Origin of the sequence: Edaphobacter flagellatus (assembly GCF_025264665.1) — a bacterium.
GTDB classification, from domain to species: domain Bacteria; phylum Acidobacteriota; class Terriglobia; order Terriglobales; family Acidobacteriaceae; genus Edaphobacter; species Edaphobacter flagellatus.
The window spans coordinates 1,393,556-1,416,954 of record NZ_CP073697.1; the positions used below are offsets into that span (position 1 = coordinate 1,393,556).

The following is a 23,399-nucleotide window of genomic DNA, read 5'->3' on the forward strand; positions in this document are numbered from 1 at the left end:
ACAGGCCTCGAAGACTAGCGCTTCGAGAACTGGAAGCGAGCGCGGGCGCCCTTCTGACCGTACTTCTTGCGCTCCTTGGCGCGCGAATCACGGGTCACGAGGCCTTCGCTCTTGAGCGCCTTGCGGAGCTCAGGGTTGAACTGCATCAACGCACGCGCAATGCCGAGCTTGACGGCATCGGCCTGGCCCATGACGCCGCCACCGCGAACGGTGGTGATGACGTCGAAGGTCTCTCCGATGTCCTGGATGCCGAGCGAACGCTTGGCGGCAGCGCGCTGCTGCGCCGTAACGAAGTAAACGTCAACGTCCTTCTTGTTGACGGAGAATTTGCCGCTACCCGGGCGCAGGAAGACGCGCGCGATCGAGCTCTTGCGGCGGCCGGTGCCATAGTACTGGACGAGATCTGCCATATATTCCTCTAAACCCTCTTGGAACCTCAGGGGCTAAAGCCCCTTCTCTGATTCGAACTCTTTCGGCACGGCTTAAAGCCGTGCCCTTAACAAAACTCTTAGGCTGTTGCCTCGAGCGGCTCAGGCTTCTGGGCCAGGTGCGGATGCTTGTCGCCCTTGTAGACCTTGAGCTTGGTAGCCATCTGGCGACCGAGCTTCGACTTGGGCAGCATGCCCTTGACGGCCTGCTCGACAACAGCCTCGGGACGGCGCTTCAACAGGTCGACGAACGACTCTTCGCGAAGACCACCGGGGAAACCGGTGTAGCGGCGATAGAGCTTCTGGTCGGCCTTGAGGCCCGTGAGGACGATCTTCTCGGCGTTGATGATCACGACGTGATCGCCGGTATCGATGTAGGGCGTGTAGAGCGGGTTGAGCTTGCCGGACAGCACATTGGCTGCCTGCGTGGCGAGGCGGCCAAGCGTCTTGCCGCTGGCGTCGAGGACAAACCACTTGCGCTGAATCTCATTCGCGCTCGGAATCCTGGTGGACATCGTCTTATGTACTCCTTACTTCTGCCGTCTTCCTTGTTCGGCGTGATGCGGAAGAATGATGGAACGAATGGGTGCTGCACACTGCATGAATCAACCGGAAACTGCCAAGAGAGCAAACTGGAGCCGGGAAGAAGAACGTTCTTCCAGATAAGGCTTCAAGCCGACCGTCTGGGTTTGCGCACAGAGCCTGGTTGCGGGCCTGAGGTGTGGGTGCTTTGGGGGCGAGGTACTTGCTGCCCCGGGTGGATCCACCACGATGTCTCGCTGCAACTGAGGAGCGTACCGCTACACAGACGTGCAGACGCGAGACTGCGCGAGATTTAAGAATAGCCGAGGTCTAGAGGGGAGTCAACGCATCTTTCCGGTCTAAAATGCCCGGAACATGCACTGCCGCCATGGGTTGATTAGGGTATTGTGGGCGTGGAGGTAAAGACATTGCCCTGCCTGGGACGGCTTGGTTACTGTATTGTGCTTGCGGTATCGGTTATGGGGTCGGCTCAGACTCCCGCCCCGCCGGCGAATGATACGGCCGTGCAAGCGGCGCAGACTGTTATTGGCAAGTCATTGTTTTTACGCAACTTCTACTCCAATAACGAATTGAAATATGACGCGGATGGAAGGATTCAGGGGAGTCCCGGGGTAACGGACTGGACGCTGGCTGCGGTGGATGTGCAGCGGGTGGAGCGTAAGGGTCCAGCTGAGCTGGAGCTGGACGGCGTCAGGGTGGCGGTCCGCTATAACCCGGATGCCCATGAATTTCAGCGGCACCCACAAAAGGAGGCGGCGGTGCACATCGTGCTGGCCGATCCTAAGAGCGCGAAGGGCGTTGAGAACGCTTTGGGGGCGATCTTTTCCTACGGGATCGATCCTGCGTTGCAGAGATCCATGCCGGAGTATTGGAGGCATTACTTCGACCCCTCGCAGGGATGGCCGAATGATGGTCTGGGCGGGCAGACGATCTACCTGCTGTTTGGGCAGGCGGGCGAGCCGAAGGATGTAACGCCTCCAAAGCCTGAGCATATGGCAGAGCCGAAGTTTACGGCTGCGGCGGAGCGGGACAAGGTGCAGGGCTCGGTGGTGATGCGCGTGGTGGTGGATGCGACAGGAACGCCGAGGCGCGTGTGGCTGGCAGCTCCGCTGGGTTATGGGCTGGATCAGCAGGCTGTCGATGCGGTAATGAAGTGGAAGTTTACACCGGCGATGCGAAACGGCACGGCTGTACCGGCGGGCGTGCTGGTGGAGCAGAAGTTTGTGCTGCAGCCTGCTCCACCACGGCGTTAACGCTTCTGACGCGCCTCATAGAGCTTGGCATCGACGAGAAAGCGGAACCAAAAGGTTTGCAAGACATAGAAGATGAATCCTTCTTTGCCGTCGAGAAAACCGAGACAGAGAAAATAACGGTAGAAGAAGAGCGCGAAGGGACGCGTGAAGGCGGGAGCGTTGGTGTAGAAGCTTCGCAGGAAGCGCTTGCGCTCGATGGGATTGCCGGAGAGCTTGCCCTGAATGCGGCCGTCAACACTTCCCTCCTGCTCGAGCAGCATCTCGCGCACCTCGGCATCGGACCAGCGATTGTGACGGTAGGTCCACTCGGAGAGCGACATGCGGATGTCGTCGATCATCGCGTGTTTGAGGCGCTGTGTTGGCCCGGTGCAGATGAAGTGCTGATCGTATTCGCGCGCCTCGCAGCGGCCCTGGCCTTTGATGAAGAGACGCATGTGCCAGGTGGGGTTCATGCCGCCGTGGTGGAGAACGCGGCCCATGAATTGAAGCAGGCGCGGGAGAAAGTAGCCAGACAGGCTGGAATCTTCGGGGAGTGCGGCGATCTCCTGCTGGAGCTGAGGGGTGAGGCGCTCATCGGCGTCGAGATGGAGCTGCCACTTGTAACGGGTGTCGAGATTGTCGATGGCCCAGTTGCGCTGCGCGCCGTAGTTCTCAAACGGATGATGGGAGACGGCGGCTCCGGCAGCCTGAGCGAGGGCGATGGTCTGATCGGTTGAGCCGGAGTCGACGATGTGAATGTCGTCGGTGATGGCCTTGACGCTGGCAAGCGTGGCCGGAAGAGAGTCGCTGGAGTTGAAGGTGAGGATGACGACAGAAGGACGCACCAGTGCTCCTGGGGAGAGATTTGCCGCTGTCTCTACGATACAGAACTGAAGTGGCTGGAGTGATTAATGTTCGAGCTGCGTTACGGTTGGCTGCTGGCCGAAGCTGGTCTCAAGCAGGCGAGGAACTGGCTTGGGCCGGTGACGCCGCGGAGTGGCTGGCGTTGGGGGATCGAGGCGATAGAGGATGAGCAGGTTACGCTCGGGATCGTCCATTGCCGGAAAGGCGGCGACACGGTTGAGATGATAGATAGGCGTGAGCGCATCCATTTTGTCGTCGTCGACCTGGTTCCAGGCGATGTACCAGCCAGGCTGATACGCACGTACGCGGTCCTCGAGCTCCATCGTGCCGAAATCGTCACAGATGGAAGGCAGGCCGGTCATGAGCGAGAGATCGGAGCCGCTGATGGAAAGCACAAGCGGATTGTGTGTGCGATCGGCGGCGACAATCTGATGGATACGCTCGGCGGCATTGGCGAAGGTGTACTCGGGGTTGCGGACGTAGTGAAGCGTCTGGCGCGCATCGGATGCGACGACAGCAATGAGCGCCCCGGCAGCGACAACTCCAACGAAGTGCTGGAGAGGAAGAATGGCGTCGCGGCGGTTCCATAGACTTTCAAAGACGACAGCGACCAGTAACGTCAGCGGGACGGCAACGACGAGGTAATAGCGCGGCTGCAAGTTGTCGTGATACGCGAGGAAGGTCGTGTAACCGGCAATCCAGAGTAGAAGGGACGGCAGAAGCGGATTGCGCAGGAGGCGGCGCTCGAAGAAGAGCGCGATCACCATCGCTGAGAGCGCGAGAGGGAAGATGAGCTTCCCTACCCATGTTCCGTCGATAAACGTGTCCTTGATGACGGAGACAGCATTTTCAGCGGTGATGCCGGTATAGGCGTTCGCACTGAAGAGATAACGATAGTCGTCGAGAAAACGTGGACGAACGACGAGACCGTAATAGGTCGCCCAAAGAAATGCCGCAATCGCAAGCGCAGGCAACGCCGTACGCAGAAACTGTTTCGGGTTATAGGCAGTGCGCGCAAAAAACATCCACGCGATTGCAGGAATGAGAAAGACGGCCGTGGTCTTGGTGAGGACCATCAAGGGGAGCAGCAGGCCGAGGGAGACGAGTGGAATCCAATAATGCAGGGTGGACGACTGATTACGCGGACGAACAAACGATGCGGCGAGCAGAGCCAGCACCGTAAGAAGAATGAGCATCGGCTCAAGGATCGCCAGACGGCTGAAGGCGTAACAGAATGGACTTACTGCTAACAAAAGCACACCGATGGCAGGCGCAAGTGATGTTGCATTGCGATCACTGCCCGAGAATCGCGAAGAACGGCGCAATAACAGGTAGGAGCCGATCAGGATAAGCGCAAATGTGCCGACAGCGAGTGAACGCGCAGCAACGACGTTGACTCCAGTGAAGTGAAAGACGGCGGACTCAGCAAGCGGCCATACGGGAAGCGCTGCGGCAGGGTTGAAGTCTCCGGGGACATACCAGTGTCCGCGCTGGTAGTGGCGAATGGCAGCATCCCCATACCAGCCTTCGTCGGTGTACTTGGACCAGTCCATCCAGGGCGAGTGGTTGGGAAAGTCGGCACGCAGATTTACGGCGTGCAGAGCGAGAAACAAAACCGCGATGACGAGGAAAGCTATCTCCAATGCACGGGCCACAACAGTGGGGATCCAAGCAGGACGCGAACCATTTGTGGGGATAGAAGTCATGGCTGGTTCTGTATTGAGATTCCTTTCAAGCAGGTCAAAATGCTGCGGCAGCTTACCGTTCAGCGCTTATCTCTATGATACGGGAATCGAACGTTAACATTGCATCGATAGGATGCGAGGATGGCAGGCTGATGGCGCATGTGACGAATGCTATCTTGAGGTAAGACAGCCACCAGAGGAGATTCACAGGTGCAAAGGCCAAAAAATGTCGCCGCTGCCATACTTGTTCTTATCGTTCTTCAGATGGCTTTTCTGGATTATTGGGGCTACAGTCACGCATACCACAGCAACCCCGATACCTTTATGGATGTGGTTACGGGCACGGGTTCGGCACCTTCGCAGTACCGCATCGGAGTTCTTTGGCCAGCGAGTTTCATCATGCACCACAGCCCGCTGGGGCTGCGTCATATTCTTACCGCAATTGACCTGATCGCTGGCCTGATTGCCGTTTTCGTCCTGTTCTCGCTACTCGAACGCTTCAAAATCTATCGGGACGGCAGTATAGGCATGCAGTGGTTTGGAGCAGCAACATTTGCGCTTCTGGTGCAGTTTTATCTGCCGTGGGTGACCTGGTATCAGCGTCCGGAGACGATGACAACGACAGCGCTGGTGGCCCTGATGCTGCTTACGCTCACCGTACGTGTTCCGATCGCCGGTTGGGCGGGCATTCTTGCAACCGCTGCCGTTCAGCTTTTGCTGGCAGCGGCACAGAGTTTTGTGAGAACGGATGTAACGGTCGCGTTCTACGCTGGCGTTTTATTAGCCTGCATGGTTCGTGGGCGAGATGACATGTCGCTACCGCGGTATTTGGAGATGGCGGTCAGCGGGCTGGCCATATTGATGGCAGGCGGAATCCAATACTACATGTCGCATATTGTGTTTCCCCAGGCAACCTACGGGGATACTCCGATCTTTCAGCTTGTGCTGCAGTTCAAGGAACCAGCGCGATTGATTGCGTTCGCGTTGTTCATACCACCGTATGTGTGGCTGATTCGTACCCTGATCCGGCGCAGGATCGAGCTGAATGGCGCCTCTACCGCGATTGTGCTGGGGTCGGCGATCTTTATGGGAATGTGGTGGCTGGTTGGCCGCGTGGAAGAGGTTCGCATCTTCCTTCCGTTCGCCATGGCCGTGGCTCCGTTAACGGCCGCTACAGGTATCAAGGTCTGGCTCAGCGAACAGGCAGCATGATGCGCTTTCTCTGTGCGAAGAAAACGTGTCCGCAGTGATGTTCGTAGTCTTTATTCGTAAGCCAGCGCGTCAATAGGATCTTTACTGGCGGCTTTATATGCCGGGTAGAGCGCACCGAGAAGAGCTCCAACAAAAGCGATGACGACCGCCTTCCAGACCCAGGGAAGATTGATAACGAAGTCTAGCGTGGGGAAGCGCGCTTCGAGGATGAAGCTCAGCGCAAAGCTTGAGACCACGCCAAGAACGATGCCTATGGCAGCGATTACGGCAGTCTCGCGAAGGACGAGAGCAACGATGTAGGAGCGCGAAGCTCCCATGGATTTGAGGATACCAATTTCGCGGGTACGCTCCATGACAGCGGTGTACATGGACTGGAAGATGACGAGGAAGCCGATGACGAGCGAAATGCCGACGACGACCTTGATGGCAGTGCTCATATAGGGTAGCCGCGACGGCGAGATTGCAGAGAGATACTCATCCGCCGTTTTGACGTCATACTGGCTCATTCCATCTGTAGCGAGAATGGCTTTCCGAATATCCTCCTGATACTTCGGCGGCTGCTCCGTCCTCAGATAGAACATCGATGCCTTGCCTTCTGATTCTGTGAGCGCTCCCATCGTCTCTATGGGAATGAACTTGCGGCCCCCTTTGCCGTGCTCGACGATGCCGCATATACGGAAATCGTGATCGAGAATCTTGATGCTGTCGCCGACTTTTTTCCCAGGCGCAGCGTAGTCGTCGATGATCACATCGTTCGGGCCCTGAAAAGAGGTTCCGGAAATGTAGCTGAACGGCAACAGATCGTTGAAGCTCTTGTAGTCGATTCCGTAAATACTGTCGAGCGAATTGGTCAGGTGTACGTTTACCGGAGCAGCCACGGCAACGTGTGGGATTTTCGCAAGAATGTCGGCAACCTTGATGGAAGCTCCAGCCGCGCTCATGCCAATAAAGTTGTTCGTTGCGCTGGGGCGGACGATCATGTCCATGCCGATACCGTTCTGGCGAGCCTTAAAGCCGTCGATCTTGCCCAGAAGGATCGCCGTGATCGAAAGGATCATGATGACTTCAATGGCGATGGCAAGTGCGCTGATGAGCGAACGGAGAGGACGATGTACAAGATTACCGACGACGAGCTTATTCATGCTGATATTCAGTGTATGGCAGCGGAGGAGCTATTGACCTGTCTCGGGAGCCGGGAGTTGCCGGACACGGCGGGGAATGCTCCGAATCGGGGCGATCTTCCGGACAATCCTGCGCTCCGGGCCCTTGATGAGAGTGCCCAGAATGGGCATCACATAAGCCGCTGAAAGAGCAGCTATGACAATGCCGAAGGAAACGAAGCCCAGCGCGTAAATAATGCCTCCCAGCATGCCTTCGGGAGCCATATGAGCGTAATAAACCACCATCAGTAATCCCCATGGAGCTACGCGCGTATCGCCGCACAAAGAATCGAAGAGCGTGAACAGAGCGACCCAGAGCGCAGGGGCAACAAAAAAGATTCCCGTCCACTCCATGAGGTGATAGGCCTCGCCCATAGGACTGAACGAAATTCCGGTTGTTTCATCTTCCTCCGGAAGAATTCCTCCAATCTGATGAGCATAGAAGTTGCCGCCGATGGGAATTGGCTTATCTGGCCAAATGAAGTGCGGCACCAGATTCTGGAATCCAAGAATCAGAGGGAGTGGACCGAAAGGGCCGCTCTGTACAGTTGTATGGATCAGTTCATCGTCGGTCGAGATCATCTGCAGACGATCAAAGAACCCCACTTCTACATTGAAATAGCCTCGGCCTTCAGCACGTTCAGACTCAACCGCCTGGTATTCCTGACGCACTTCTCCCAGACGCGACAGCAAGGCAATGGAGGTTTCAATATGGGCCATATGCGTCTCTTCCGTTGGCTTGTAATTTCTGCCGATCTGAGAGTACGGAACCAGAAATGTGAACATCAGGGTTAAGCCTGCTATCACGCAAACTGCCTGAGTCCTGGATATCCGATAGTTCTGCGAGCAAGCCGCCACAACCCAGCAGACAAGGGGCGCGAACATGCCCTCTTTGGAAAAGCCCACCAAGCCGGTATAAAAAATAGTTCCGCCGGACAGAAGAACCGCCAGATTGACGCTGCGGGTGCCTCCGCTTTTGCGGATCTGGTGGATGGTTCCCAGAATTATCGCCATAGGGAGGAATCGGTCGACCTGCGCCAAAGCAGTAGTGAACGAGCCGCTGGTTCTGGGAGCAAACAGGAGAAGCGTATGAGTCGCCAGCCCCATGACTACGCAGCCAGCAGTCGCATTCTGCAGATTGTTGTCATTCACCAGATCCTGCAGTATTCCCTTACGAGGCGTCAGCTTTCTGCTAATAAAGACGGCGACATACATGGAGCAGATGCCGCCCAGAAAGATCAGGATCGTCAGTTGCGGTGACAGGAGATTGCTATCGGCCGGCTCGCCGACGATAGCTTTAACACACAGCCCCACGATAACGGCCAGCATGGAGTAGGCGAAAACATAAGCACCGCTTGTACGCGAGAAACCGCCAGCTAGATTGAATGCAGCCGTCGCGACCAAAATGAACAAGAAACTGCAGAGTGCGAAGAGAGGCGCTGTCCCTTCAAGAAGCTGAACGACCAGCAACAGGGAGGCAAAGATACAGGCTCCCCGGAAAGGGACCCGGACTGGAAAAGGTAATCGCACCTATTGCCTTAAATTTATGCGAGATGACCCCACATGAGAAGTCAGGGCTGTGTCTGGATTACCTCCTGCACCATTGGTGGGGCTTATCGAGGAGTAAACTAACTAGTTAGATTCTCAACCCGATTCCCGATTTCGAATCTTTGACTTCGTCGAAAGCTGGGTCTATCCTGCCGAAAACTGTGCAAAATCATAAGCATGGTGAACTTGGCAAAAGCGGATTGAGCACGACGCATGGAGCGATTCGGAGACGAGCTGCGGATAGAACGCGAGCGAAGAAAGGTTACGCTCGATACGATCTGCCGAGTAACGAAGGTTTCGGTACGTCACCTTGAAGCCCTCGAAGGCAGCCGATATAGTGAGCTGCCCGGTGGCGTCTTCCGTAAAGGTATTGTTCGCAGTTATTTGCTGGCAGTGGGGCTCGAAGAATCTCCCTGGATGGAGCGCTTTGAGAGCACTCTACGTGAGTCCGGAGCGGATGCATCGTCAGAAAACGACTGGGTTGAGTTTGCCGAGAATGTTCGGCGCAACCGAAACAGCATTGAACCCGGAACCGGATCTCGATGGATAGGCGTCGCAGTTATGGTTGGGGTGCTCATCGCTCTAGGGTGGAGCGTGTGGAAGTTTGTTTTACATGGGCGGCTCTTCCTCTAGAAGTCGGCACACTGAAGACGTGCTTAACATCTGAACATCTGCAATTCCTAATTCCTTGACGTGGCCTGTTTTATGCAACGACCATTTAATGCAAATTGTTGCCATTGAATGCAGAATCGCCGCAGATGCCTGCGGCGCTTTGATGCTGGCTGACAAGCACAGGTAAAATAAGTGGGTTATCTCACTGTATTGGCACAGTGTTGTATGCAGCCATTCAAAGGAGTTTGTATTGTCTACCCGTGATCGTTTTCTCTTCACCAGCGAGTCCGTAACTGAAGGACACCCCGATAAGATTGCCGACCAGGTTTCAGATGCAATTCTGGACGCCTGCCTAGAGCAGGACCCTTACAGCCGCGTGGCCTGCGAGACGCTGACCTGCACCGGCCTCGTTGTTATCGCCGGTGAGATCACCACGAAGGCTTATGTCGACTTTCAGGGGCTGGTTCGTGGAACGATCGCCTCGATCGGTTATGACAATGCTCTGTATGGATTCGATTCGAATACCTGCGCCGTGATCTCGACGATCAATAAGCAGTCCGGCGACATCGCCATGGGTGTGGATACGGGCGGTGCCGGCGACCAGGGCATGATGTTCGGTTATGCCACCAACGAGACGCCCGAGCTGATGCCAACGCCGATCTCGCTGGCGCATCGCCTCTCGCAGCGTCTGAGCGAGGTTCGCAAGAGTGGCCTTATGTCGTATCTGCGTCCGGACGGCAAGAGCCAGGTGACGGTGGAGTACGACGCGAACTACAAGCCGGTACGTGTGGATGCAGTTGTTATCTCGACACAACACGCGGAGACCGTCGGAAATGACGAGCTTCGTGCAGACATTCTGAAGAATGTGATCCAGGCTGTGATTCCTGCAAACCTGCTGGATGAGAATACGAAATACCACATCAATCCGACCGGACGCTTTGTTGTGGGTGGGCCGATGGGCGATACGGGATTGACGGGTCGCAAGATCATCGTCGACACCTATGGCGGTATGGGCCGTCACGGCGGCGGAGCCTTCAGCGGCAAGGATGCGACAAAGGTTGACCGTTCGGCTGCTTACATGGCACGTTACGTAGCGAAGAACATCGTGGCTGCCGGACTGGCTGATCGCTGCGAGGTGCAGCTCGCTTATGCAATCGGCGTTGCCGAACCGGTAAGCGTTCTGGTAGATACCTTCGGCACGGGCAAGATTGATGAGGGCAAGCTGGAAGAGCTGGTTCGCAAGAACTTCTCACTGACGCCAAAGGGCATTATCGAGAGCCTGCAGCTGCGTCGGCCGATCTTCAAAGCCACCGCCGCGTATGGTCACTTTGGCCGCAAGGGCGACACCTTCACGTGGGAGGCAACCGATAAGGCTGCAAGCTTGAAAGAGCAGGCTCTGGCAATTTCGGCAAAATAACGGATTTCTCAGCACTTCATGCAGAGGCGAGCCCCTTGGGTTCGCCTCTTTATTTTGATTCGACCAGCTTCGTAAATCACTCATTTCGCGAAGGAAGTTTGAATGTACAAAACGGAGTGTGTCCTCCAGCCAGCTACGGGAGGATACTGGCATGACGATGATCACGAAAACTTCGAGCAATCCGATACACAGTGCGCGGTGGCAACAGGTGCTCTCACGGGATGCGAAGGCGGACGGCGAGTTTTACTATGCAGTTCGTTCAACGGGCGTCGTATGCAGGCCGAGTTGCCCGAGCAGACGGCCTGCACGAGAGAACGTCGAATTTTTCTCAAACTTGAACGATGCATTAAAGGCCAGCTTCAGAACCTGTCGTCGATGCGAACCAGAGAGAACGACACCGAAGCCGAATCCGTATGCCAGAGCGGTTGCGCGGGCAGCGAAGTATCTTCGTGAGCACGCTGGAGAGCGCATGCCGATGGAAGAAGTTGCGCGCGTGGCAGGAGTCGATCGGCTGACTCTCCTGCGAGCTTTCCGTCGTGTGTTCGGAGTCAGTCCTGCCCAATACGCACGGGCGCAGAGAATGGAAACTTTCAAACAGAAGATGGGGGAATCGATGCGTGTGACAGATGCAATTTACGACGCCGGTTTTGGATCGAGCAGCAGGCTGTATGAAAACAGCATTGCAAGGCTGGGCATGACTCCAGGTGAGATGAAGAAGGGTGGTGCCGGCATTCGGGTGAAATACGCGACGGCAGACAGCCCACTGGGCCGCATGCTTGTAGCGACAACAGACAAAGGGATCTGCGCGATCTCATTTGGCCAGGACGATGAGGATGTCACGGAGGAACTAAAACAGAGATTTCCGCATGCCGAACTGACACAGGAGACAGGGAAAGCGGGATGGCTTGCCGAGGCGATTCGTTTTGTGACAAGCCAGATGAGCGAACACCCATTGGCAGCCACATTTCCTCTGGATGTGCGCGCTACGGCATTTCAACAGAGAGTATGGAACGCATTGCAGGAGATACCTCGCGGTGAGACGCGCACCTACTCAGAGGTGGCAACGGAGTTGGGATCGCCAACCGCGACTCGTGCAGTCGCAGGAGCATGCGCGGCGAATCCTGTTGCCGTTGTTGTGCCATGCCATCGCGTTGTTGGTAAGGATGGGTCACTGACGGGGTATCGCTGGGGAACAGAGCGCAAGCAGAGATTGCTTGCGGCAGAGCAGAGTGAGTCGCATCTTCAATAGCAACAAGCTACAGTAGAGCGATGGCACAGGAAGAGACGGCGGGCCGCACTCCCTTAGAGATCGCTGAGCCTATCGATGATCGCGCTCTTTATGCCCGGATCACGCGACGGATCGTTCCTTATCTCTTCCTGCTCTACATTGTCGCCTACATTGATCGCGTGAATGTCGGCTTTGCTGCAATTGATATGAAGCGGCAACTTGGTTTCAGCGATACGGTCTACGGTGCTGGTGCAGCAATTTTCTTTATTGGCTATGCGTTGTTCGATATACCGAGCAGCATGGTGCTACAGCGTGTCGGCACTCGCCTGTGGATTGCGCGCATCATGATTATGTGGGGGCTGATCGCTGCAGCGATGGCCTTCGTGCGTACGCCAGCCTCGTTCTACACGATGCGGTTCCTGCTTGGCGTAGGCGAGGCTGGATTTGTGCCTGGCATGCTGCTTTATCTCACCTACTGGTTCCCTTCACACGAACGCGCGCGTGCCGTCGCCAAGTTCATGACGGCGACCTCGCTGGCTGGAGTCTTCGGCGGACCACTCTCGAGTGCGTTGCTTCGGCTTGAAGGTCTTGGCGGCCTCAGCGGATGGCAGTGGCTCTTTATCGCTGAAGGTATACCGACGATGTTGCTTGGCATCTCGGTTTTATTCGTTTTGAGCAACGGTCCGACTCAGGCAAGCTGGCTCAACTTTCAAGAGCAGCAGTGGCTCGTACGTGAGATAGAGCGAGACCGTACCCGTTATGGAGCAACGCATTATCATGCATTCGCAGATGCTTTTCGCCTGCCGATTCTTTGGCTACTGATCTTCGTCTATATCTCGGTACAGATCGGCGTCTACATCGTGAACCTGTGGATGCCGTTGATCCTGAGCAGCCTCTCCACCAGCAAACATGACTCCAGCTGGATTGCTGGCCTTTCGACTTTGCCTTATCTGTTGGCTTCTATCTTCACCGTTATCGCTGGATGGAGTTCGGACCGCTGGAATGAACGCAGCGGGCATCTCGCCGGATGTATGGCTATCGCAGCAATCGGCTTTGCCCTGGCAGCTATGGCAGCGAATGTGCAGGTCGCGTTGATTGCCTTCTCCCTGGCGACAATAGGGATGCTGAGCGCGATGGGCCCTTTCTGGGCGCTGATGACTCGCAGCGTCTCTGGCTCTGCTGCAACAGCTGCAGTCGCTCTGACCACGACGCTTGGCGCACTCGGCGGATTCACCGGCCCGTACATCACGGGTCGTTTGCATGAAGCCACACATAGTTTCACTGCGGGCCTAAATGCCATTGCGGCCTTTGCGGCAGCGGCTGCTGTGGCAAGCCTGATGACCAAGAAAGTGCGGGCCTAAGTTACTCGCATTATTTGTGATCGTTCTCTCTGGAACATAGAGTGCGCGCCACGAGAGACCTTCACTGAGTGATATCCTTAATCAAGCAATTAAGTTGTAATAACATTCCTGTTTTCACGGAAAATGAGGTGCCGCAATGGCCACAGCAACCATCGATAAGACCGCCGCAGCCGACTACAAAGTAGCCGATATTTCGTTGGCCGAGTTTGGGCGCAAAGAGATTGATATCGCCGAGCAGGAGATGCCCGGTTTGATGTCGATCCGCAATAAGTATGCCCCATCGAAGCCGCTTGCCGGAGTTCGTGTTACCGGATCGCTGCACATGACTATCCAGACCGCGGTACTGATCGAAACGATGGTGGCCCTGGGTGCAGATGTGCGCTGGGCAAGCTGCAATATCTTCTCCACACAGGATCATGCTGCTGCCGCCATTGCCGCCGCGGGTGTTCCTGTCTTTGCATGGAAAGGCGAAACGCTGGAGGAGTACTGGTGGTGTACCGATCAGGCTCTGCGCCACAAAGGCGGACTTGGTCCGCAGATCGTGATCGACGATGGCGGCGACGTAACCCTGTTGATCCACAAGGGCGTCGATCTGGAGAAAGGTGACGATTGGGTCAACACTCCCTCGGGCAATCAGGAGGAGCAGGTCATCAAGAACCTGCTAAAGAAGATTCACGGTGAAGATCCCACTTACTTCCAGAAAATCGCCAAAGAGTGGAAGGGCGTAGCCGAGGAGACAACCACTGGCGTCCATCGCCTGTACAAGATGATGGAGCAAGGCAAGCTGCTGGTTCCTGCTATCAACGTCAACGACTCGGTAACGAAGTCGAAGTTCGACAATCTGTATGGCTGCCGTGAGTCGCTGGTGGACGGCATCAAGCGCGCCACGGACGTGATGGTTGCCGGCAAGGTCGCGGTGGTGTGTGGCTACGGCGACGTGGGCAAAGGTTCAGCTCGCTCACTGCGCGGCATGGGCGCTCGCGTGATCGTTACCGAGATCGATCCCATCAATGCGCTCCAGGCTGCAATGGAAGGCTACGAGGTCACAACGATCGAAGAGACGCTCGGCATCGGGGACATCTACGTTACCTGCACAGGCAACCTTGACGTCATCACCTACGAGCATATGCAGCAGATGAAGGATCAGGCTATCGTCTGCAACATCGGTCACTTCGATAACGAGATCCAAATGGATGCGCTGAACGCGGGCAAGGGCGTGACAAGACTGAACATCAAGCCGCAGGTGGACAAGTACACCCTGCCCGGCGGGAATAGTATCTTCGTGCTGGCAGAGGGTCGCCTTGTGAACCTGGGCTGCGCGACTGGTCATCCGAGCTTCGTGATGTCAAACAGCTTCTCCAACCAGACGCTGGCTGCGCTCGACCTGTGGAAGAACAAAGATACTTACAAGCCTGGCGTCTATATCCTTCCGAAGAAGCTGGACGAAGAGGTTGCTCGGCTGCATCTCGAAAAGATCGGCGTGAAGCTGACAACACTCTCGAAAAAGCAGGCTGACTATCTTGGCGTTGCGGTCGAGGGTCCGTACAAGTCAGAGCAGTACCGCTACTAAATTCGTTCCAACAAAAACATGGCCGTCGAGTACATCGTCGACGGCCATCATAATTTTAAGGCGTTATCGACCTCGCCACGCACCCACTACTGCTTGCGAGCGTTGTGCTTATCACGATAGATGCGCTTCGACTCCTGGTTCTGCTGCTTGTTGATGAGGGAGCGGTCGGCCTTGGTCAGATGCCCATTATCCTGGGCGCGCATGGACTTTTCTTCGTGATTGATGGCCGCTTCCTGATGCTCAAGGTGGGATGTCTCACCGGCAGTCAACTGACCGCTCTTGACTCCTTGCGCGATCCGGTCCTGCTGATTTTCCTTACGCTGGTTGATGGTGGCGTTGCTCTGTGCCAGAACAGCAACGGGTGCAAGGACGAGCGAGAGGGCGAGTGCGAGACGAGTAATCTTCATGGCAGTTTCTCCTGTTATTTCGATTTCAGAAGGCGTCTTTCCATCTGCCGCCTTCGTCTTACGGTGTGAGTAGACACAGGCTTGGTGTGCTTGTTGCGCCCCTCTGCGAAAGTATCTTTCTGCCCATGAGCACGACTTTAGACAGCGTGCTGTGTTGCAAACGATTTCTCGGCGCAACACAGCAACTCATTCCGACAGTACGTGTCAGAAGCTGGATTCATCACTCAGAGAAGCTGCTAGCTTGTGGCGGTAGGCGAGGTGTAGTCAGGAGCGGTAATCACTTGCAGACCAGGAGTCGTCACAATCTGCTGGTCGATCATGATGATCGTCGTCGCAGAGCCGCCCGTATAAGTGACCTGAGGCCCGGAATACGTTGTGACGGTATCGCTGGCGGGGACAGTACCGGTTGGCACCATCACCAGCGTATAGGTGCCGGTGGGGATATTGAGGTAACCGGTATTCGTGCTGAAGGTGATGTTGGTATAGACGGGGGTAATGGCTGTCAGCTTCTGCCCGGCAGGAACAAGATAAATGTCTTGAGCCGCAATACGTGTCGCCTGATCAATGAAGCGGAGAGCAATCTGACCCGACGGGGCTGCCTGGCTCTGATCCTTCAGAACAAGCTGGCTGAGACTGGCGGCAACATTGCCAATCAGAATCGTATATTGGGTCCCCGTCACAAAGGTCGCCTTCGACGTGGTAAGAGTCTGCTTGGTGCCTGCCTGGGCTGCCGAGATGTTGTACGTTCCCGGGTCGGTAGGGACATACGAGGTAACCGTACCGAAGCCGAGGTTATACGCCACGGCCGAGGTATTCAGATAGATATCAAGGCCCGGCGCATCCGGCGAGGCATCGATGATGCGGATCTGCGATCCACTTTGACTGGAGACAATGCCCTGGCAGCCGCTGAGAGCAACGGTCATGACTCCCGCTGCGGCGAGAGTGACACCTTTCTTTACAAGGCCGAAGAGCGACATACGCGGCTTACCGGTGTTGAGCATCTTATATAGGGAAGCAACATGATTCACTCTAAACGATTTCAGCGGGATACGCGACGAAAGAGTCGCGCGGTAAGAAGAACTGTACTGTTGTTGATACTGGGGGCAGCGTCTTCCGCATGGATTCGCGCCCAGAATCCCCAGCCAGCCAGCGATGCCAGTCCTGCTGTCACGGCCGCGGCGCAATCGCTTCCCGCAGCCATTCCATCGATCACTCCCAAGGTAGAGGCGATCATGAGCATGCGCAGCCAGAAGGTCGCAAGCGCCGCCGCCGTCCCTGCCCATAAGCAGAATTACGAGTTCACGGTGTCGAGCGGAGACTGGCTGGATACGGGTGTTGTTCTGGCCGCTGGTGAAATTGCGGATTTTACCGTCACAGGCAGCCTTACCCTCTCCGACAACAGACAGACCACCGCCGATGGGCTCGACCGTGGGTGGAAGGACCTGATCCGTCAGTTTCCCCTGAACCAGGCGAAGGTTGGCGCCTTGATTGGGCGTGTGAGCGATATGGGGGCCTCCGTACCCTTTTCTATTGGAGCCTCCGGACAGGTCACTGTGCCAACTACAGGAAAGTTGTATCTCCGGGCAAACACCAGCAGCGATCTGACCTATACCGGGCAGTACAAGGTCAAGGTGAAGTTCGCGCCCGCGCCTAAGTTCAATACGAATGTTCTGGATACCCCTTCTAAACCAATCAGTTCCCTTCTTGGGCCAGATAATTTTTCCGATATCCCCAGGCGGGTTTCGGATACTCCGAGCGGAGAAGGCAATCCCGGAGACATGGTGAACTTTGCTTTGATTGGAACAAAAGCCCAGGTTGAGGCCGCGTACAAGGCTGCAGGCTGGGTCGCGGTCGATAAATCTGTCCAGGACGCTATCGTGAACGGCCTGCTGAAGACACTCAGCAAAGAGGCGTATACCGAGATGCCGATGAGCACACTGTACCTCTTCGGACGGCCACAGGATTTCTCTTTTGCACGGGCTGACCCACTCATGGTCGCCGCCGAGAGACATCATCTGCGTGTATGGCAGACGAATCAGATGGTGGATGGAAGACCCTTATGGGTTGGTTCGGCTACGCACGATATTGGCTTTGAAAAAGACCAGCGTAACGGAGGCGTCACGCACAAGATCGATCCCGACATCGATAAGGAGCGAAACTACCTGCTCGATAGTTTTGATGCTGCTGGGGTCTACTCAAGCGCAGCCTACGTTACGCCTACGAATCCGCTACTGGAAGCAAAAACAGCGACTGGCGGTAGCTTCCATTCGGATGGTCGAATCGTCGTCATGGCCTTGAAGTAACCGCTTCAGCGAACCATGCAGACCAGCAACGTCATATCGTCGTGCTGTGGCGCGCCTGCTGTAAACAGATCGGCGCCGCTGAGGATGCAGTTGAGAAGTTGCTCGGCAGTAGCCGTGCACTCTCGCTTGTCAAGTAAAGTTCTGGCCGCGGCAAGCATCCTGTCTTCGCCCCACTCCTCCTCGGCAGCATTCATCGCTTCCGAGACACCATCGGTAAATGCGATGAATACGTCCCCGGGCTGCAGAAGAAGATTTGCGGCTTCATAGGGGACCTCGGGCAACAAACCGATTACAGTGCCTGTGGCCTCGAGCGCAATCACTTCTGCGCGGCGGAGGACCAGCGGCGGGTTGTGTCCGGCGTTAACGTAGCTCAGCAAGTGAGTCTGCGGATCGTACTCGGCATAGAAGAAGGTGGCGTATCGGTTTGAGGTGGATGACTCATAGACGAGCCGATTGATATGACTCATCAATGCGGCCAGATCGCCGGGCTGCAGCTGCGCAGCACTACGCAGGCTGGCTCTCAGGCCGGCCATCAGCAGTGCAGCGGAGATACCCTTGCCTGAGATATCGCCCAGGGCGAGTGCGAGACGTGCATCTTTATCCGCATCGGCGCCTGTCGAAGAAAGAAGGAAGAAGTCGTAATAGTCTCCGCCTACGGCCTGCGCGGGACGACAGAACCCAGCCAGATCCACTCCTTCCAGGCGTGGACACGCTTGCGGAAAAAGCCGCTCCTGGACCTCACGCGCGATCTCGATCTCGCGCAAAACGCGCTCACGCTGGGCGCGTTCGTTCGATAGATTCTCGACCAGCTCTGCATTTTCGATTGCCAGCCCAGCCTGTGAAGCAACGGACTGCAGCAACTGGCGATCTGTGCGCGTGTAAGGCTCTTCGGATCGCTTCGGGCCAAGAGCCATGAAGCCTGCAAGCCGGCTGCGGCCAGGCAGTGGGACCAGAAGCTCGGTGGAGAGATCGTCTAATGCGCTGCGCTCTGTATCAGGCGCATCTACCAGCCAGCTTGAAGGATCATCACGATAGACATTTGCCGGACCGCGGCTGCGCACCAGCTCCGTGATCGTTGCCGAAGTTGCCGCCAGCGATAGCGAGCCCCATGCCGGAGACATCATCGGCGAAACTGGAATTCCCGTGGCTAGTTGCAGACGGAAGCCATTTCCGGAGCGGAGGAAGACCGCAATGCGATCAATGTGCAAGGTGTCGCCAATCCGCTGCGTAATCGTGTCGAGCAGCGGTGCGACTTCGGTAAAATTCCGCACCTCATCCGACAACTCAGACAGAAGCTGTTCCGACGAGTACGCTTCGCGGAAGAAGCGCTGATCGATCTTCTGCCGCAACCGCTTGGAGATACTGAATCGAAAGACAAAAAAGAGCGCGATGATGGCAAAGATACGGACGATATCAGCCGTGCTTCGATGATCGGGATGTATAAAAAACAGGCTGATGCTGTATGACATCCAGGTCGCAAGCAACATCGTAATCACCAGGACGGCGCTACTCGCAAAGAAGTATTTCGTGCCCTGACGAACAAGAATACGAAGGTCCATCGCTCGCTGGACGACAACAACATAAGCAAGCGAAAGAGGAAAAAGCAGTAGCACCGCCAAAACAGGAACCGTAATCCAGTTGCTGATTCCCTGACCAAAGTCAGATTTCCTAACAACCGAGATGACGACCAGAACAAAGAATGGGCTGAGACCGATGGCAGATCCGAAATAGAGGACGCGTAGCCTTCGACGTGCATCGCCGGCGCTACGAGCGTATTTCGGTGCGATGTTGATGAAGAAATAATTGACTGCCAGAATGCCGAAGACGTTCTCGACGATCGCAATGCGGTAAAACCATGGATCAAGCCATGCAGTCGCAGAGAAGTTATACCCGTGCCCATAAATATAGAAAATATCTGCAGGCACGAATGCAAGGAGTGGAATAGCGATGGCCCACTTGATCCAGGGGTAGCGCACATCTATCGAAGAACGCTCTGGAAAGTAAATGCCGAAGGCCATCAGGCACAATGGCATTGCCGTCTGCGCAATGTCGCTCCAGAGTTCGGCCGTTAGTTTAAACGCGCCGGAAACCTGCGAAACACTGATTAGAAGTGGATCGAAGTAAGCCAGGATGCCGAGAATGAACCACGAGTTCAGGTTTCGCGGCCTGGCAAGAACGACATAGATGCCGACAAGAAGACAGAGCAGCGCGATGCCGAAAAATGCCGAGCGGATAACCCAGGCGACGAGTGGAGCTACAGAGTCTCGCTGCGCGTGAAGCGTGATGACTGCATCGACCGGGGCGGCATTGCCTCTGCGGTACGTGATAGCAAGAGTTTGCCTGGGCCTGCTTCTGGCGACCTCATCCAGCAGAACCACTCGGCCTGTATAAGGGTAGCCGTTGACAGCAAGAACGGTATCTCCGTTTTGGAGTCCTGCCTCTGTCCCCGCCTGGGTGACATTGGCAACAAAAGGCCCATAGTAGCTGTCGGAAAAAGGCACCTGCGCGCGATTTTCACCATCAACGAGCCCGCGGTAGCTGTTCAGTGCGCCAAGATAGACATGGGTAAAGGCCAGAGCCGTCACCAGCGCGAGAAGCAGATACTGTAGACGTGCAGATCGATCCAGCATATTGAAATAGAAAAGGCTGGCTGCATAGTAGCAGCCAGCCTCGAACTTTATACAGAATTACGCCGTTACTTCTTCGGCTTGCTGGCGATGATGGAGTCCTTGATCTTGTTATAGACGCTCTCCGGCAAAACACCGCGGGTCACAAGCTGATTCTTGGCTGTATAGGGGCGCCCGTCAATGATGCGCTTGGAATAAGCGTCGCCGATACCCGGGAAGGCCTTCAGCTGATCGGCAGTTGCCGTATTGATATCAAGCTTATTGTCCGGCGTTGCAGCCGCCGGGGCAGCGGCCGCCTTGGCGGACTTTTGCGCAACGGCAAAAGACAACGGCATGGTAAACAACAGCACGAGAGCAAGAAGCCTGTAGTGGATTGCGCGCATGTTTGGGATCTCCAGGTGCAAAGATAACTCCTGTCAACGGAGGTTACGGGAGCGAAGCGCGCCCGTCAATCCAGGAATTGCAGCGGCATGCAGCAGAAGGTTTGACTTCCCCCGCTGTCACGGCTACTCTGAATAGGCGATGCGTTCTCTGACCATCCATCACGGACATCATCACCATCACCATGCGCAGAGCGTGTTGGCGGCCGTGTCCGGTGTGACGAAGTAACAGAAACGCACCACCGAGGATTCGAAAAGGCCCGCTCAACGCGCACACCGCGAGCGGGCCTTTTTACGTGTTACGACTGAAAATGGAGATCGATATGGCTGACGCAGTAAAGATTGACTTTGCCAAGATGGACGGCCTCGTTCCAGGCATCGTTCAGGACTATCAAACCGGTGAGATGCTGATGCTCGGCTTCCTCAACGAAACCAGCTACCAGAAGACACTCGAGACCGGCTTCGTCACCTTTTGGAGCCGCACCCGTTCCAAGCTCTGGATGAAGGGCGAGACCAGCGGCAACCGCCTGCGCGTCATCGAGGCCTCCACCGATTGCGACAATGATGCGTTGCTTTTTCGTGTTGAAGTCGAAGGCGACGGCCTTGTCTGCCACGAAGGAACTGTAAGCTGCTTCACCAAAAAGATCGAAACGGAGACGAAGTAATGAGCGAGACGAAGAAGCTGAAGCTCGGCATCCCCAAGGGCAGTCTGCAGGACGCAACCATTGCTTTGTTTGAACGCGCGGGCTGGCACATTTACGCCAGCGGCCGCAGCTACTTTCCCGGTATCGACGACTCCGAAATCGAGTGCATGCTTGTCCGCGCGCAGGAGATGGCTCGTTATGTCGAGCACGGCGCACTGGACGCTGGCCTGACCGGCAACGACTGGGTGCTCGAAAATCAGCACGATATCGAGTACGTGACTAGCCTCACCTACTCCAAGCAGAGCCGCCAAAAAGTGAAGTGGGTGCTCGCTGTTCCTGAGGATTCTCCCTATCAGAAGCCCGAGGACCTCGCCGGTAAGATCATCGCTACAGAGCTTGTTGAGTTCACTAAACGCTATTTCGCATCGAAGAACATTCCCGTCACTGTCGAATTCAGCTGGGGCGCTACTGAAGTGAAGCCGCCCACGCTTGCCGACGCCATCGTCGAGGTCACCGAGACAGGCAGCTCACTCCGTGCCAACCGCCTACGGATTATCGAGACACTGATGGAGAGCGAGACGCAACTCATCGCCAACAAGACCGCCTTCAAAGACGAGTGGAAGAAAGCAAAGATCAACAACATCTCGCTGATGCTGAATGCCGCCATTGCTGCACAAGGCCGCGTTGGATTGATGCTCAACGCACGCAAGGCCGACCTGCGCGAAGTCCTCAACGTTCTGCCTGCGCTCAACTCACCGACCGTATCGCAGCTTAGCGATGCCGAGTGGGTCGCGCTCAATACGATTCTGGATGAAACCATCGTGCGCGACGTGATTCCCAAGCTCAAGGCTGCGGGCGCTACAGGCATCGTCGAGTATCCGCTCAGCAAGGTTGTTCTCTAAACGCAGGAGAGATGATGAAGCTGGTCAAAACCTACGGCCGCTCTGCTAAGACCGCAGCCGCGTTGATCGAATCGATCGAACAGCGCGGCGCGGTCTCAACGGCCCGCGTAGAACCAATCGTCCGCCGCATCCTTGCCGACGTCCGCAAAAACGGCGACCGCGCTCTGCGCAAATATGCAACCAAGTTCGACGCGCTCGCCAAGGACAGGCTGCTGATGGTTTCGCGCGAAGAGATGGAAGCCGCCTGGCACGCCACCTCACCCGAACTACAGGCCGCCATGATGGTCGCGCGCGGCAACATCCTTGCCTTTGCAGAGGCGCAGATGCCGAAGACGTGGAGTTTTTCTCCCTCCGATGGCATCACGACAGGCCAGATCGTTCGCCCGCTCAGCTCGGTTGGCTGCTACGTCCCGGGAGGACGCTATCCGCTTCCCTCCACATTGCTGATGACAGCCACACCCGCACAGGTTGCAGGCGTCGAGCGCATCGTTGTCTGTTCTCCCAAGCCTGCGCGCGAGACGCTTGCTGCCGCCCACCTTGCAGGTGTCACCGAGTTCTACCGCATCGGTGGAGCCCAGGCCATCGCCGCATTTGCCTACGGCACCGAGTCCATCGCTCCGGTGAATAAGATTGTTGGTCCAGGCAATCTCTTTGTCACCGCCGCTAAATCGCTCGTCTCTTCCGAATGCGGCATCGACATGCCCGCCGGGCCGACTGAGATTGTGGTCACCAGCGAGAAGGGCTACGCTCCTGGCATCGCCGCCGATCTCGTCGCACAGGCCGAGCATGATCCTGAGACGCTTGCTGTGCTCATCACCAGCAACGAAACTCTTGCGAACTCCGTCGTAGCATCCGTCAAAACACAGGTCAAAGGCAACAAGATCGCCAAACAGTCGCTCACAAAGCAAGGCGCAATCTTTGTCACAAAAACAGTCGCTGAGGCTCGTGAGCTGACAAACCGGCTCGCACCGGAACATCTGACAGTCGATAGCGCTGCAGATCTCGACTGGGTGCAGAATGCAGGCTCCGTCTTCGTCGGCGACTACGCTCCACAGTCGATGGGCGACTACGTCTCCGGTCCCAACCACGTGTTACCCACAGGGCGTGTCGGCCGTATTCGCGGCGGCCTAAGCGTGCTCGATTTCGTTAAGATCATTACCGTGCAGGAATACACGCAGAAAGGGCTGAGGAAGATCGGCCCGCACGCCATTGCACTCGCGACCGCGGAGGGCCTTACAGGCCATGCCGAAAGTGTTCGCGTAAGGATGAGGTGACA

General features: G+C 56.1%; 21 protein-coding genes. 11 read left to right on the plus strand and 10 right to left on the minus strand.

The window, feature by feature from the left end; translation table 11 throughout:
* Window positions 1-14: 14 nt before the first annotated feature.
* Complete coding sequence (gene rpsI, locus KFE13_RS05840) at window positions 15-410, minus strand: 30S ribosomal protein S9 (protein WP_260706228.1); 396 nt, start codon at window positions 408-410, stop codon at window positions 15-17.
* A gap of 98 nt (window positions 411-508) precedes the next feature.
* Window positions 509-943, minus strand: coding sequence for a 50S ribosomal protein L13 (gene rplM / locus KFE13_RS05845; protein WP_260706229.1), 435 nt, complete (start codon window positions 941-943; stop codon window positions 509-511).
* A 435-nt stretch (window positions 944-1,378) separates the two neighbouring features.
* On the opposite strand from rplM, the gene KFE13_RS05850 reads away from it, so the two are divergent.
* On the plus strand, window positions 1,379-2,224 hold the full coding sequence (locus tag KFE13_RS05850; RefSeq protein ID WP_260706230.1) for an energy transducer TonB: 846 nt from the start codon (window positions 1,379-1,381) through the stop codon (window positions 2,222-2,224).
* Here the strand turns inward: KFE13_RS05850 and KFE13_RS05855 are convergent.
* Both KFE13_RS05855 and KFE13_RS05860 read right to left on the minus strand, forming a co-directional pair.
* Window positions 2,221-3,048, minus strand: coding sequence for a glycosyltransferase family 2 protein (locus KFE13_RS05855; protein ID WP_260706231.1), 828 nt, complete (start codon window positions 3,046-3,048; stop codon window positions 2,221-2,223). The genes KFE13_RS05850 and KFE13_RS05855 overlap by 4 nt on opposite strands.
* A gap of 63 nt (window positions 3,049-3,111) precedes the next feature.
* Complete coding sequence (locus tag KFE13_RS05860; RefSeq protein WP_260706232.1) at window positions 3,112-4,722, minus strand: hypothetical protein; 1,611 nt, start codon at window positions 4,720-4,722, stop codon at window positions 3,112-3,114.
* 240 nt (window positions 4,723-4,962) lie between these two features.
* Between KFE13_RS05860 and KFE13_RS05865 the strand changes: the two genes are divergently transcribed.
* Complete coding sequence (locus tag KFE13_RS05865; protein ID WP_260706233.1) at window positions 4,963-5,964, plus strand: hypothetical protein; 1,002 nt, start codon at window positions 4,963-4,965, stop codon at window positions 5,962-5,964.
* A 50-nt stretch (window positions 5,965-6,014) separates the two neighbouring features.
* On the opposite strand, the gene KFE13_RS05870 is transcribed toward KFE13_RS05865, so the two are convergent.
* Entirely contained in the window at window positions 6,015-7,106 is a 1,092-nt protein-coding gene (locus KFE13_RS05870) for an ABC transporter permease (RefSeq protein WP_260706234.1), read from the minus strand.
* 30 nt (window positions 7,107-7,136) lie between these two features.
* On the minus strand, window positions 7,137-8,537 hold the full coding sequence (locus KFE13_RS05875) for a hypothetical protein (protein ID WP_260706235.1): 1,401 nt from the start codon (window positions 8,535-8,537) through the stop codon (window positions 7,137-7,139).
* Window positions 8,538-8,885: 348 nt separating this feature from the next.
* Between KFE13_RS05875 and KFE13_RS05880 the strand changes: the two genes are divergently transcribed.
* The 5 genes from KFE13_RS05880 (at window position 8,886) to ahcY (ending at window position 14,860) form a co-directional block, all read left to right on the plus strand.
* Window positions 8,886-9,305 (plus strand): helix-turn-helix domain-containing protein, encoded by a 420-nt coding sequence (locus KFE13_RS05880; RefSeq protein WP_260706236.1) that lies wholly within the window; start codon window positions 8,886-8,888, stop codon window positions 9,303-9,305.
* A gap of 229 nt (window positions 9,306-9,534) precedes the next feature.
* A complete protein-coding gene (gene metK / locus KFE13_RS05885; protein ID WP_260706237.1) occupies window positions 9,535-10,701 on the plus strand; it encodes a methionine adenosyltransferase in 1,167 nt (388 codons plus the stop codon).
* A 157-nt stretch (window positions 10,702-10,858) separates the two neighbouring features.
* Complete coding sequence (gene ada, locus KFE13_RS05890) at window positions 10,859-11,950, plus strand: bifunctional DNA-binding transcriptional regulator/O6-methylguanine-DNA methyltransferase Ada (protein WP_260706916.1); 1,092 nt, start codon at window positions 10,859-10,861, stop codon at window positions 11,948-11,950.
* A gap of 20 nt (window positions 11,951-11,970) precedes the next feature.
* Complete coding sequence (locus KFE13_RS05895) at window positions 11,971-13,290, plus strand: MFS transporter (RefSeq protein WP_260706238.1); 1,320 nt, start codon at window positions 11,971-11,973, stop codon at window positions 13,288-13,290.
* Window positions 13,291-13,426: 136 nt separating this feature from the next.
* Window positions 13,427-14,860 (plus strand): adenosylhomocysteinase, encoded by a 1,434-nt coding sequence (gene ahcY / locus KFE13_RS05900; protein ID WP_260706239.1) that lies wholly within the window; start codon window positions 13,427-13,429, stop codon window positions 14,858-14,860.
* A gap of 86 nt (window positions 14,861-14,946) precedes the next feature.
* On the opposite strand, the gene KFE13_RS05905 is transcribed toward ahcY, so the two are convergent.
* Together KFE13_RS05905 and KFE13_RS05910 are read right to left on the minus strand one after the other, a co-directional pair.
* The gene (locus KFE13_RS05905; RefSeq protein WP_260706240.1) at window positions 14,947-15,267 is read right to left on the minus strand and encodes a hypothetical protein; all 321 of its coding nucleotides are present in this window, start codon (window positions 15,265-15,267) and stop codon (window positions 14,947-14,949) included.
* A 236-nt stretch (window positions 15,268-15,503) separates the two neighbouring features.
* Window positions 15,504-16,295 (minus strand): DUF4397 domain-containing protein, encoded by a 792-nt coding sequence (locus KFE13_RS05910; RefSeq protein ID WP_260706241.1) that lies wholly within the window; start codon window positions 16,293-16,295, stop codon window positions 15,504-15,506.
* Window positions 16,296-16,355: 60 nt separating this feature from the next.
* Here KFE13_RS05910 and KFE13_RS05915 point away from each other — a divergent pair, with 60 nt between their 5' ends.
* Entirely contained in the window at window positions 16,356-17,570 is a 1,215-nt protein-coding gene (locus KFE13_RS05915; RefSeq protein WP_260706242.1) for an LssY C-terminal domain-containing protein, read from the plus strand.
* 5 nt (window positions 17,571-17,575) lie between these two features.
* On the opposite strand, the gene KFE13_RS05920 is transcribed toward KFE13_RS05915, so the two are convergent.
* Entirely contained in the window at window positions 17,576-20,200 is a 2,625-nt protein-coding gene (locus tag KFE13_RS05920; RefSeq protein ID WP_260706243.1) for a SpoIIE family protein phosphatase, read from the minus strand.
* A 65-nt stretch (window positions 20,201-20,265) separates the two neighbouring features.
* A complete protein-coding gene (locus tag KFE13_RS05925) occupies window positions 20,266-20,580 on the minus strand; it encodes a ComEA family DNA-binding protein (RefSeq protein ID WP_260706244.1) in 315 nt (104 codons plus the stop codon).
* Window positions 20,581-20,900: 320 nt separating this feature from the next.
* Between KFE13_RS05925 and hisI the strand changes: the two genes are divergently transcribed.
* The 3 genes from hisI to hisD are packed head-to-tail and all read left to right on the plus strand — an operon-like array spanning window position 20,901 to window position 23,397.
* The gene (hisI, locus tag KFE13_RS05930) at window positions 20,901-21,242 is read left to right on the plus strand and encodes a phosphoribosyl-AMP cyclohydrolase (protein WP_260706245.1); all 342 of its coding nucleotides are present in this window, start codon (window positions 20,901-20,903) and stop codon (window positions 21,240-21,242) included.
* Window positions 21,242-22,123, plus strand: a complete 882-nt coding sequence (hisG, locus tag KFE13_RS05935) for an ATP phosphoribosyltransferase (protein WP_260706246.1) — start codon at window positions 21,242-21,244, stop codon at window positions 22,121-22,123. The genes hisI and hisG overlap by 1 nt, the downstream gene beginning before the upstream one ends.
* Before the next feature lie 14 nt (window positions 22,124-22,137).
* Window positions 22,138-23,397, plus strand: a complete 1,260-nt coding sequence (gene hisD, locus KFE13_RS05940; protein WP_260706917.1) for a histidinol dehydrogenase — start codon at window positions 22,138-22,140, stop codon at window positions 23,395-23,397.
* The last annotated feature ends 2 nt before the right edge of the window (window positions 23,398-23,399 follow it).